Raw genomic sequence first — 12,769 nt, 5'->3', positions numbered from 1 at the left:
CGAGTCACGTGCCGGATCGGTCGTACCCGGGAAGTCGTGAAGTCGATGCGGCGACCCGGCGTACGGAGGTACTGGAAACGGCCAGGTCACCGGAAACCGGGTGACGGTCGGAGCGTTGCGGACGGAGGTGGCTAATCCCACGGTCGGCGGTGCGATCGAAGATTTCCGCCGGGCTGTGTGATTTACCCGCTGTCCAGCAACGGATCCCGCCTCGCCAGCTCCGGTGCAGGGTGATCCGTACCTCACAAAGGTCACGAGAGAGGGGCGTCCGTGCGAACGCTCGAACCCACCAGCCTCGACCTCGACGCGATCGAGGCGGACAAGCTTGCCAAGGGCATCACCCTGAGCCTGCTGATCCCTGCCCGTGGCCCGGAGGCTGCCCGAACGCTTGGTGACATCATCGCGCAGGATCGGCAGCGCTGGATGCAGGAACGCCGGGTGTTGGACGAGATCGGCGTGGTCGTCGATCCGACGTCCGACGGCGACGAGCATGACCTGGTGCGCATCGCAACCGAGGCCGGTGCGAGCTGGGTCGTCCGTGGAAACTCGGTACTTCAGCGGCATGCCGGCAGGGAGGCGACGACGACCGGCGGCAAGGCCGGGGCGATGCGCAGCCTCGCGTATCTCGCTTTCGGGAACCGACTGATCTTCCATGACGCGGACCTGGAAAGCTACGACCCGTCCACGGTGGGCGTTCTCGCGGCGGCCACGACAGCCGGTAACGCCCCCCTGTTCGTGAACGGAAGTTCGCGCCGGGTGACCGGCGATGGCCGACCTGGTGGGCGCACGACGGAGATGCTGAGGTCGTTGCTGTCGAAACAACTCGCTCGGTATGTGCCCTCGATCACACGCACCCTCCAGCCGCTGATCGGCGAGTTCGTCATTGATGCGGACGTCTTCGCCTCGCTGGCCTTCTCTCGGGGCTATGGAGTCGAAACGTCCCTGAAGGTTCTGGCCCTCGATCTGTTGGACTACTCCGACAGCCTGCAGATCGAGCTGCCGATCAAGTACCAGGTCGGCCAGCACTACCACGCACTGGTAAAGCAGTTCCATGAGATCAGCTTCACCATCGACGTCCTCGAGGCCTACTTCCAGCGGCGCCGGGTCGACCCGCACGTGGCCATCTGGCAGATTGCCGACAACTACGACCTGCTGTTCCCCGGCCGTACATACGCTCTGCACCGGCCGTCGGGCTACGACGACGCGGACTTTGTCCCGCGGCTCGGGTTCTACCAGCCGCTGGCCACCTCGCCCGCGTACCAGGCCCGCCTCCCCGAGATCAAGAGTTCCCGTCGGCTGGCCCTGGACACCCTCGGCCGACAGATGCGAACCTCCGCCTGATCCGGCTCGCGGGCCCACCCGGCCCAGGCCGCACCCGGACCGACCTGCCCGACCTGCCCGACCTGCCCGCGTCAAGTATCTGGGTGGGTCGGGCTGGTTGTTGTGCGCACAATCGACCTTGACTCTGTGCATCAGTCGCGAACAGTGTCTCTCTCCAAGCCGTCCCGATTGGGGGAGATGTCGTGTTCGCAGCTTTGGTGACTCTGGTCACACGTCGGACACGGCTGGTACTCGCCGGTACGGCGGTCCTGGTCGTCCTCGGCGCCCTGCTCGGCAGCACCGCGTTCGGGAAGTTGCAGGGCGGGGGGTTCGACGATCCCCGCTCGGACTCCAGCCGGGCGTCCGATGTACTGGACGCACACTTCCACGGCCGGGCGAATGTGCTGTTGCTCGTCACCGCCCGTTCGGGGGAGGTCGACGACACGCGGATCGTCGCGGCTGGTCGGGCGGTCGCCGCCGATCTGGCCGCTCAACCCGGTGCGCGCGACGTCGTCTCCTACTGGACGGGGGCGGGCAGTTCGCTGCGCTCACGGGACCGCCGCTCGGCCCTGGTCGTGGGCAGCGTCGCGGACGACGACGATGCCGCCGACGTTGTCCGGCGATACGCCTCCCGGGAGTTCAGCCTGCCGGCGGTGACCGTCGAGCCGGGTGGCGCGGCGGCCGTCAACCATGACGTCAGCAACCAGGTTTCCAGTGATCTCGCGGTAGCGGAGTCGATCGCACTTCCGATCACGCTGATTCTGCTGGTGGTGGCGTTTGCCGGGGTGGTCGCGGCACTGCTGCCGCTGGCGGTGGGGTTGATCGGAATGGTCGGTGGCCTCGCGGTACTGGCGGTGATCGGCAGCGTCACCGATGTCTCGATCTTCGCCGTGAACCTGACGACCGCGCTCGGCCTCGGACTCGGCATCGACTACTCACTGTTGATGGTCAGCCGGTTTCGGGAGGAACTCGCCACCGGGCGGGACCGGGCGTCCGCGGTCGGGATCACCGTGCGGTCCGCCGGTCAAACGATCTTCTTCAGTGGCGCCACGGTGGTCGTGAGCCTGATCATGATGCTGCTGTTCCCACCGTTCTTCCTGCGCTCCATGGCCTATGCGGGCATCTCGGTGACCCTGGTGGCGGTCGTCGCGGCGGTGGTTGTGCTGCCTGCGCTGCTCATGCTGCTCGGCGAGCGGGTGAACGCCTGGCGGGTGGGGGGCCTGATCGGACTGGTCCGTCGGCGCCGGCAGCGAGCCGCTGTGGGGGCGGCTGGCCCAGGGGCTTCTCCCGGTGCCGGCACCGGCGAGGCGGCCGTGGGTACGCGGGGGCGGCGGGCGCGGGAGTCCGCGGAGTCGCCGTTCTGGCGGCGGGTGGCGTCGACCGTCATGGCCCGTCCGGTCCTGACCGGGCTGCCCGTGATCGTGGTGCTGCTCGTGCTCGCCGCCCCGTTCCTGCACGTGCACTTCGGCACGCCGGACGACCGGGTGCTGCGCCCGGGCGCCGCCGCCAGCCGCACGGTCGGCGATGCGCTGCGGGAGCGTTTCCCCGCCGACCTGGCCGGCTCGATGGATGTGGTCGTGCAGGTCGACGGGCAGGGCGACCTGGACTCCACCGCGCTGTCCAGCTATGCGGCCACCCTGTCCCGGCTGCCCGATGTGGCCCGGGTGGACTACACGCTGGGTACCGTCGTCCGGGGACGCCCGGTCACACCCCCCGATCCGACCAGCGTGCGGTTCCGCGCACCGGGTGCGCAGCTGCTGCAGGTGGTCCCCGCGGTGGACTACACGTCGCCGCGCGCGCAGGCGCTGGTCCACGCCACCCGTGCGCTGCCCGCACCGGCGGGCAGCACCGTCCTGGTGGGGGGTGCACCCGCCGTGCTCGTCGACGGCAGGTCCGCGATCGGCACGCGGCTGCCGCTGGCGCTCGGCCTCATCGCGTTGGCGACGTTCGTTCTGTTGTTCCTGTTCACCGGCAGTGTGCTGCTTCCGGTCAAGGCGATCGTGCTCAACGGCCTGTGCACCTGCGCGGTGTTCGGAGTCGCAGTCTGGATCTTCACGGACGGTCACCTGTCAGGTCTGCTCGACTTCACTCCCGGCCCCCTCGACACCTCCATGCCCGTACTGCTGTTCTGCATCGCCTTCGGCCTGTCCATGGACTACGAGGTGTTCCTGCTGTCACGGATCAAGGAGGTGCACGACACCGGGGCGAGCAACATCGAGGCGGTCGCCACGGGCCTCGCTCGGGTCGGCCGGATCGTCAGCACCGCCGCCGCGCTGCTCGCGGTCACCTTCGTCGCGTTCGCCACCTCGTCGGTGCGCTTCATGCAGATGTTCGGGGTGGGCACGGCGCTGGCCATCGTGCTCGACGCCACTCTCATCCGGGGGGTGCTGGTCCCGGCGTTCATGCGGGTGGCCGGCGAGGCGAGCTGGTGGGCGCCCGGTCCGCTGCGCGCACTGCATCGCCGGTTCGGACTACACGAACACGCCGAGGACGCTCCTCCGGCCGAGGTGGCGCCGCCGGCGGCGCGCGACATCGAGGAGCACGATGTCCCGACCGGGGCGCAGAACTCCGCCCACCGGTCCTAGCCTCGCTCGAAGCCGCGTTGACGTTCCCAGTCGGTGACCGTGCGCTCGTAGCCGGTCAGTTCGACCTCGGCCGCATGGGCCAGATGGGCGACCACCCGCTCGCCGAAGGCAGCCCGGGCAACGGGGCTTGCCCGCCACCGGTCCACGGCTGCTCGCAGAGTCGTCGGCAGGGCGGGCACATCGGGCATCGTGAACACGTTGCCGACCCGGCCGGGCTCGAGGTCGAGCTGCTCGCGGATCCCGTGCAGGCCGGCGGCGAGGATGCCGGCGACGGCCAGGTACGGGTTCGCGTCCCCGCCGGGCACCCGGTGCTCGATGCGCAGCCCCGCACCGGACCCGACCACTCGCACCGCGCACGTCCGGTTGTCCCGACCCCAGCTGATCCCGGTCGGCGCGAACGCACCGGGGGCAAGCCGCTTGTAGGAGTTGACGTTCGGCGCGAACAGCAGGGTGAAGTCGGCCATGCAGGCCAGCTGCCCCGCCACGAAGGAGCACATCAGCGGGGACATGCCAGCGGTATCCGCCCGCGCGGGTCGTCCCGTCCGGACGGGGGAGGTCCTGGTCTGGCCGGGGGAGACGGCGAAGGCGGGGTCGCCGCTGACGATGTCGCGCAGGGACAGATGCACGTGGCAGGAGTTGCCCTCACCCTCGTCGTACTTCGCCATGAAGGTCAGGGCCTGCCCGCCCGCCGCGGCGATCTTCTTGGCGGTGGTCTTGTACAGGACGTGGACATCGCAGGCGGCCAGCGCCTCGGCGTAGCGGAACACGATCTCGTACTGGCCCGGATGGACCTCTCCCCGGGCCGATTCCACCACGATCCCGGCCTCGCGCATCGCCAGCCGGATGCGCCGGGCCAGGTCGTCCAGCCCCTCGGTGCCGAACAGCGCGTAGTCGATGTTGTACCGACTGGCCGGAGTGAGCCCGGACCAGGACCGTCGGGCCGCCCGATCGTAGGACTCGCGGAAGGCCAGGAACTCCAGCTCGGTGCCGACCAGGGCGCGCTGGCCCGCCGCACCCAGCGCGTCGAGCTGTCGGCGCAACACCGCCCGGGGTGAGACGTCCACGACCGTCCCGTCGGGCCAGTAGGCGTCGGCGAACACCACCCCGTTCGAGCGGCGCCAGGGCGCCCGGCGCAGGCTGGTCAGGTCGGGACGCAGCCGCAGGTCCCCGAAGCCGCCCTGCCAGGGGGTGGATGGGAAGCCCGGGTCGGTCTGCATGTCGACGTCGACCGCATGCAGGTAGGTGCAGGCGCCGAGTCCCTGCGGGAGAACATCGTCCGTGAAGTGCTCCGGCGACACGGCGCTGCCGACGAGGCGACCCTGCAGATCGACCGTGGCAACGATCATTTCGTCGATCGCGTCGTCGCCGTGGGTCAGCTCATGCAGTGTCGGCGCCCCCGCTGCCTCCGGCGCGTCTCGGGGCGCCTCCGAGGACGTGGCTGGGGGCGCGGCCGGGAGGGTGTCTCCCTGGCCCGATCGGGCGGGTGGGATCGGCGCCGGCACAGGCATCATCCGTTCTCCGTTCGTCCCGTCCGTCCCGGTGGCGCCGGTGGGGTGGAGTGGACGGGCACGCCGGCCACCGGATTGGCGACCGTACCCCGCATCAGGTCGAACCCGCCGTCACGCGCGGGCCGGTCGTGGAACCCGGCACCGGCGAACTGCTCTCGGTTCAGACAAACCCGGTCGAATCGGGGGGCGAGCAGGTCGACCTCGGCGAAGCGGGCCTGCAGCTCGGGGAAACGGCCCTGGTGGTCATCCAGCGTTGCGCGGACCAGCGCCCAGAACTCCGGTTCGCCGACGTGCAGATGATCGGCCACGAGGACCGAGAAGTAGCGGAAATGCCCAGCGAAGACGGCGGAGAGCACCGAATGCGCGAGCTCTCGGCCGGGCCAGCGCCGGCAGTGCTCGTCCACCTGCACCGGCAACGGGCCGCGTTCCGGGAAGGGTCCGTCAACCAGCTCGATGTCCGCCCCGAAGTCCTTGATCGCGATACGTCGGGGGACCTGGTCGGCGTCGAAGATACACAGGACGTTCTCGCCGTGCGGGGTGAATGCAATACCGTACCGGTACAGATAGTGCAGCAGCCCGGGTAGCAGCGCGGTGAACAGCGCCCGGAGCCACTCACGTGGGTCACGGCCCGAACGGGCCACCAGTTCGGCGACCAGGGATCGCCCGTCCGAGCCGGTCATGAGCAGCGCGGCGAGGCTGCGCGCCTGTTCCCCAGCGGCGAGGTAACGGTCCACCGGATCGCGCCAGAGCACCCCGAGCAGCTCATGTAGCCGGTAGGGCGCGTCCGGAAGAGCGTCGTAGGCCAGGTGGCGTACGGCGGCTCCGGCCACCTCGGGCAGCGGCTGGATGCCGCTCGCGTCCCGCAGGAACGGGTCGGCGGCCCGCAGCTGGAGCAGCCAGCGGGACACCGCCGGGCCGGCGAGAGCGTCGGCTGCCGACATCCCGCGCCAGACCAGTGTGTTGCGGATCATCAGTGCGAGCTTGACGTTGCGGCGCTCCGGCCGATCGATGTTGGCCAGCGTGCGTACCGCCTGCATCGGGACGTAACGATCAGGTGCCTCGCCCAGCTGGACCAGTCGTCCCGTGGCCAGTTCCGCCGCGAACAGCGCGACGATCACGTTCGCCCACTGCCAGGGATGCACCGGCAACCACACGTAGGCCGTGGGTGCGGCGGCGGTTCCCGGCGAGCCGGTCCCGTCCGCTGCCAGCTCGGCCAGGACCCCGGCCAGCACCGCGGCGAACCGCGCTCGGACGGGTTTGTCGAGCTCCTCGGCCAGGAAATCGCTCTGGCCCGTTCGGCCGGTGCACTCGGACCAGACCGCCAGGTCCGGGTGGGCGGCTACCCACACCAATCGGAAGGGGTGGTGGGACTCGGGGCTGTAGCGTGCCACGTCCGCGGCGAACCCGATGCGTCCCTTGTTCGCGACCAGACAGGGGTGACCGGTCTGGGCGCCCTCCAGGTCGACGAGGCCGAGGTCGGCGAGCTCCGCCGCGGGCCGCGCGCCGGCCAGTAGACGCTGGTCGGCGGCCTGGGTCGCGAGCAGATCCCGCAGAACATCGGCGAGGACCGGATCGGGCCAGCCGAGCAGGGACTGCGCCTCCCGCAGGAACAGCACCGGATCGTCCGCCATCGACTCCGGGCCGGCTGGGGGGATCCGCCGCAGGCTCACGGACTCGATCCACCACGAACCGAACGTTCCACGTCGGGCCCGGAAGCGGTAGTCGGCAGTGGCTGTCGGCACCCGGTAGGCCTGGAGCGGACCCCGCCCGATCGGACCAGGGACGCCTTGGACGTCCGAAATGATCTGCTCCTGGTCGGGCGTGCCGTCCGGTTCGGCCAGGGGGACGAGCAGCTCCTCGTAGGCCAGTTCGGCGATGAGCCGGACCAGCAGGGCCGCGCCGGCCTGACGCCAGCGGGCGATGGTCCCGCCGGCGGGCGGCTGGTTCGCCGGTCTGACCTGTGGGGGAGTCGACGATGTCGTCGCGGGCGGTGGCACCGGGCTGTTCACGGGTGCGCCCGGTCGAACACTGCCGGATCGGGCCAGACGGCGCCGGCGGCCTCGGCTGTCGTGGTGGTGCCACTCACGGTGCTGGTGCTGGTGCTGGTGTCGGTTGGCTGTGTTGGAGGCGTTGGCTGTGGAGCGCCGAAGGTGGTGAACGCGTTCGGTGGCGGGAGCCGATGGGCCTGGCCGCCGGTCAGGTCGTCCAGGATGACGGCGGAACGCCACGCGCCGAGCCCGAGGTCGGGGGCGCCCACTCCATGGGTGTGCAGCTCGGCGTTCTGGACATAGATCCGCCCGGTGACCTCGGTGGAGGTCCCTACGCGATACCGGTCGTCGATGACGAACCGGCCGGCATCGTCGAGCTCGAGCAGGTCGGCGATCGGGTCCAGCAGGCTTGGGTGACGGGCGGCGTAGCCGGTGGCGAGCACAACGGCGTCTGCGGTCAGGGTGAAGGGGGCGTCCTGGTCGCGGTGGCGGCAGGCAAGAGTGATCTCGCTGCTTTCGCCGCGCTGGCTCGCCGCCTCGACCGTGACACCCGGCAGCAGTGTGGCCGCGGAGTCTCCACCGTCGATGGTGCGCTCGTAGAGCAGATCGTAGATCTCGGCGATCGTGTCCGTGTCGATCGCCCTGTGCAGCTGCCACTGCGCCGGCACCAGGGTGTCCTTGCGCTGTTGGGCCAGGCCGTGAAAGTACCGGACATAGTCGGGGGTGAACTGTTCGAGGCCGAGCTTGGAGTACTCCATCGGGGCGAAGGCGGGAGTACGGGTAATCCAGGTCAGGTGCCGCCCCGCGGGCCCGGTGTCACGCAGCAGATCGGCGACGACCTCCGCCCCTGACTGGCCCGATCCGACCACGGTGATCCGTGGTCGCTCCGCCAGCTCCGCCCGGCGCTGGCGGTAGTGCGCGCTGTGAAAGGCCCGATCGGGGGAGATGCCCGCGAACGCGATGGGGACGCTGGGTTCGCTGCCCAGGCCGAGCACCAGATGCCGGGTGGAGATCACCCGACTGGACCATGTGCTGGTCGCATTGGGGGGTGCGTCGCCGTCCAGGGCAGATCCGCAGCGGTGCAGCGCGACCCGGAACAGGCCGGCGTCGGTATCCCAGCGCACCGTCTCGGCCCGGATGCCGAAGTGTGTCGAGGGCAGGCCGCGGGCAACCCAGCGGCAGTAGGCGTCGTACTCCCGCCGGGGAATGTGGAAACGCTCGTAGAAGTAGAAGCGGAACAGCCGATCGTGGGCCCGCAGGTAGGACAGGAACGACCACCGGCTGGTCGGGTCGATGAGGGTGACCAGGTCGGCGAGGAACGGCACCTGCAGCGTGGTGCCGTCCAACAGCAGCCCGGGGTGCCAGCTGAAAGCCGGCGCCTGATCGACGAAGGCGGCCCGCACGGCGGGCAGACCGTCGGCGAGCGCGGCCAGTGACAGGTTGAACGGGCCGAGCCCGATGCCGACGACGTCGTAGACGGTGTCCGCCGGCCGGGGCGGACCTGCCCCGGCCGCCTCGGTGGCAGGCGCGCTGCGGACACCGGCGGCAGGCGGAACGGGGGATCTCACGGGGCGCCCTCCAACAGCGGATTCGGGATCTGCACGTAGATCGACTGGGTGGCCACCGGACCGATCAGTTCGTCGCGCCCGTCGATCAGGGTCCGCAGATTTCCCTTGCTGGGTAACGTCGTGGCGCTGCGGAGAAGCGACAACAGCCGGCGACGTACCTCGGGCGGCCGGGGACCTGACTGGCCTGGATGGGCGGTGTGGTCCAGCCGCGCGAGCAGGGTACGGACCCGTCCGAGCAGGCGGTGCTCGTCGGCGACCCCCGCCGCTCCCAGCGCCCCGGCGATCGCGAACACGTTGTTCACGAACAGGTAGTAGATGATCCGGTCGATGACCAGCGGGTCGGGGAACACCACGTCCAGTCCGGCGGCGAAGCCGGGGAGCAGCCGCTGGGTGGCATCGACGGCGGACTCACCGATGTAGTAGCCCTGGCTGTCGCGGTACCAGCCGGCCACCGGCCAGCCGTCGTCATCCAGACTGACCAGGGTGTTCTGCAGATGCGCCTCGACGCCGACGCCATGGTGTAGGTAGAGCTCCAGCACGGGGGTCACCAGCACCGCCAGATACCGGTCGAACCAGGTCTCGGCGAGCAGTCCGGGCGGCTCGTGGTGCCGCTGGCCCAGCGCGACCAGTATCGCGGGCAGCATCGCGGCGCGGGCCCGGCCGCGACTGTCCACCGCCCGATCGGGCCGGACGGCGACGAGCGAGGACGCGCACACCACCCGATCGGATGCCCCGAACGGATTGGTCCGCAGCGCCGTCTCGAGTCCCGGCGCATCGACGGCGACCCAGTTCGGTTCCCCGATCAGTCGAAAGGTGGGATGCCGGGCGGCCAGAGCGGTGCCGAGCCCCGCATCGACCAGTCGGGCGATCATCTCGCCCAGACGTAGCTCGTCACGCAGCAGGACGCGCCGGGAGTTGGTGATGCGCAGGCCAAGCGACAGCTTCAGCATCACCGGGCGGTCTGGACGCCAGACCGTCCGAACCGAGGTGGTCGCATGCCACGGCGCTCCGGTGACCCCGAGGTCGACCAGCTGGCCGGTCGCGAGCAGCGCACCGACCGGGCCGTCCGGGTCGGCCAGCAGCTCCCGAGCCTGCCAGGGATGCGCTGGTATCGGCACAAATCCGGACGGTAGTGCTGTCGTGCGTGACGCCTGTGTCGATGTCGCTGGTACCGGCGCAGATCCCTGCTGCCGGCCGTCGTCGTACAGGCTGGTCAGCAGGCGCCGCAGGTCCGGGTGGGGGAGGGTGCTGGAGCTGGCCAGCGCGCGGGGATGTGCGGCGAACCAGTGCAGGGGGAACGATCCACCCCGTTCGGGGGAGTAACGGGCCATCGTCTCGTCGGAGGCCCCATGGCGGCTCTGGGCCGCCGGGTGAAACGGATGCCCGGTGAGCGACGCCTGTTCCGCAGTCAGAAACGGTGCCTGCGGTACCTGGGCCTGCGGTACCTGGGCCAGGGGGGACGATGCGGTCGCCGTCGGTACGGACGGCGCCGAGCGGCGGGCCTGGAGATGCCCGGCGATCCGTGCCGTGGAATCGGCGATGCGTTGCAGTGCCGTGATGCCTGTCGTCGGCGGATCGTGCGTCGCGGTGATCTCCTGGATGATCAGTGCCGCGAGTACGCCCGCGTCGACCGGCGCGGCCGGTGCACCGCTCGCGCCGACCAGTTCGGGCTGGTCGAAGCGATGCCAACCGCTCGGCGAGCGGTGTGTCAACCGGGCCCGCACGGACAGCCCCGACGCGACCAGCCGGACCCGGACGGTTTCGGTCCCGGCCGGCACCGGCACACCGCTTTCGCGTAGCCAGCAGCGCAGCAGGGTTTCGGTGGTGATGTCGGCGGCGACCGCGGCCACGTTCAGCTCCAGGCCGCGGGCGCTGCTGTCGCCGACCGTGCCGGCGTCGCCGCTCGCGAAACTGTCCGCGCTCATGAGGCAATCCCCCGGTGGGGGAGCTCCTCGTCCGTGACCTGACCCGTGTGGGCCAGGAGATCGCCGGTGGTGGCGATCAGGTGCAGCAGCGCCGTCACATCCGCCCGGCTCGCATCTGGATTGAGCAGGGTGAGCTTGAGATGGACCGCCTGTTCGGGGCCGGCCCGGGTGCGACCGACGACCGCCCGACCGGCCTGAAGCAGGGTGCGTCGAATCTGTGCGTTCACCTGGTCCAGCCCGTTCGGGCCAGCCGGGTCGAAACCGGCCGGGTCGAGGCCGGCCGGTTCTACCTCGACCGAGGTGGGGGTGGCTGGACGGTAGCGGAACACGAGCGTGCTCAGCGTGACCGGACGCGCCAGTTCCAGCCGTGGATCGGCCTGCACCTCCCGCTCGGCATGCAGGGCAAGCTCGTGACAGGCATCGACCCGGGTTCCCAGACCGCGGCGACCAAGTGCACGTAGGGTCACGGCGATCGGGAAACTGTCGGGGCGCCTGGTGGTCCGCAGCGAACGGTCGAGCAGGCTCGGGTAGCCCGCCGCCTCGTCATCGTCGGCGCGCAGATAGTCCGCGTGGGCGGCCCGCAGGCTGGGCCAGCCGTCCGGGCGGGGGGTGAGGAACACTCCGGCCGGGGCTGGCTGCCAGCCCCACTTGTGCAGGTCCAACGCGACCGAGTCGGCGCTGGTCAGGCCGGTGAGCAGCCCGGCGAGGCGGGCGGAGAACAGCGCCCCGCCGCCATAGGCCGCATCGACGTGCAGCCAGCCCCGGGCCGTGGGCCGGCCCGGGCCGTTCGGGCGGTGCGTCCGCCCGGTGCTGCTCCAGGGGCGTCGGCGGTGCTCCTCGAGCACGGCGGCGATCTGCGGCAGCGGATCGATCGCACCGGCGTCGGTGGTGCCGGCCGTGGCGACCACGACAGCCGGCCCGTCATGGTCGGCCAGCGCCTGACGGAGCAGGTCGACCCGCATGCGATCGCGCTCGTCGGTGGCGATCTCGACGACCGACAGATCGTGCGGGCGATGCGCGCCGCGCGGGTTGGGCCCGCTGCCCAGGCCCAGCACCGCGGCGGCCCGGTCCACCGACAGATGGGCGGCGCTCGACCGGAACACCCGCAACGTCGGCCCGTCCGGGGTCGCATCCCGGGCGAGCAGCAGGCCCAGCAGGTTGGACTCGCTGCCGCCGGTGGTGATCGTGCCGGTGGCGTGCTGCGGATCGAAGCCGACCAGTGCGGCGAGGGCGGCGATGACCTCGGTCTCGACGGTCGCCGCCGCCGGCGCCTGGTCCCAGGAGTCCAGCGAAGGGTTGAGCGCGCTGACCGCGAGGTCGGCCGCCACCGCCACCGCCAGCGGTGGGCAGTGCAGATGGGCGGCACACCACGGATCGGCCGGGGCCGCACTGCCCGCGGCGAGCGCGGTGACCAGTTCGGTCAGTGCGGCCGTCGCGCCGATGCCGTCGGCGGTCAACAGCCCCGCCCAGGCCGGTCGGTGACCGGCCCGATCGGGGGAGGCGCCCAACGCCGCAAGGATGTCCGCGCGCACCCGTGCGGGACCACCGGCCGGCAGCGGGCCGCCCCGTCGGCGGTGCCCGTCGGCCAGAGCGGACAGGCACAGCTGGACGAGGTCGGCGAGCGCCGGCGGGGGCCCGGCTGGACTACTCACGTGGCCTCGCGGTCGGCGTCCGGTCTCTCCCGCGATCCGCAGCCGATGTGGATCCGCCGATCCGGACCAGCCGCGCCCGGCCCCCGGCCAGAGACGCCGGCGGTACCGGGCGCTGTCTCTTATAAAAAAAATACCATGACCACCAAACAATGCCAGATTATTAAAACTTGGTGGGCGGATCATTAAAAAAAGGGGGGGGGGGGGGGGGGGGGGGGGGGGGGGG

The 12,769-nt window shown here is 70.8% G+C and carries 7 protein-coding genes; 2 read left to right on the top strand and 5 right to left on the bottom strand.

The annotated features are described in order from the left end of the window. The first annotated feature begins 270 nt into the window (after positions 1 to 270). Both ND747_RS18420 and ND747_RS18415 read left to right on the top strand, forming a co-directional pair. Positions 271 to 1,341 carry a hypothetical protein gene (locus ND747_RS18420; protein ID WP_251734897.1) on the top strand — a complete coding sequence of 357 codons (1,071 nt, stop codon included), beginning with the start codon at positions 271 to 273 and terminating at the stop codon, positions 1,339 to 1,341. Between the two features lie 182 nt (positions 1,342 to 1,523). Next, a complete protein-coding gene (locus tag ND747_RS18415) occupies positions 1,524 to 3,905 on the top strand; it encodes an MMPL family transporter (protein WP_251734896.1) in 2,382 nt (793 codons plus the stop codon). Here ND747_RS18415 and ND747_RS18410 read toward each other — a convergent pair. The 5 genes from ND747_RS18410 to ND747_RS18390 are packed head-to-tail and all read right to left on the bottom strand — an operon-like array spanning position 3,902 to position 12,546. Continuing rightward, entirely contained in the window at positions 3,902 to 5,416 is a 1,515-nt protein-coding gene (locus tag ND747_RS18410) for a glutamine synthetase family protein (protein WP_251734895.1), read from the bottom strand. The genes ND747_RS18415 and ND747_RS18410 overlap by 4 nt on opposite strands. Beyond that, positions 5,413 to 7,410: an IucA/IucC family protein gene (locus ND747_RS18405; protein WP_251734893.1), complete on the bottom strand. Its 1,998-nt coding sequence runs from the start codon at positions 7,408 to 7,410 to the stop codon at positions 5,413 to 5,415. The genes ND747_RS18410 and ND747_RS18405 overlap by 4 nt, the downstream gene beginning before the upstream one ends. Positions 7,411 to 7,418: 8 nt before the next feature. Further along, entirely contained in the window at positions 7,419 to 8,969 is a 1,551-nt protein-coding gene (locus ND747_RS18400) for a lysine N(6)-hydroxylase/L-ornithine N(5)-oxygenase family protein (RefSeq protein WP_374216265.1), read from the bottom strand. Further along, positions 8,966 to 10,894 carry an IucA/IucC family siderophore biosynthesis protein gene (locus ND747_RS18395; protein ID WP_251734891.1) on the bottom strand — a complete coding sequence of 643 codons (1,929 nt, stop codon included), beginning with the start codon at positions 10,892 to 10,894 and terminating at the stop codon, positions 8,966 to 8,968. The genes ND747_RS18400 and ND747_RS18395 overlap by 4 nt, the downstream gene beginning before the upstream one ends. After that, entirely contained in the window at positions 10,891 to 12,546 is a 1,656-nt protein-coding gene (locus ND747_RS18390; protein WP_251734890.1) for an aspartate aminotransferase family protein, read from the bottom strand. The genes ND747_RS18395 and ND747_RS18390 overlap by 4 nt, the downstream gene beginning before the upstream one ends. Positions 12,547 to 12,769: the final 223 nt, after the last annotated feature.

Source organism: Frankia sp. R82 (assembly GCF_023716925.1).
Classification (GTDB): Bacteria; Actinomycetota; Actinomycetes; order Frankiales; family Frankiaceae; genus Frankia.
The sequence above is the reverse complement of the archived record's forward strand: the minus strand, read 5'-3'. Positions and strand labels throughout refer to the sequence as shown.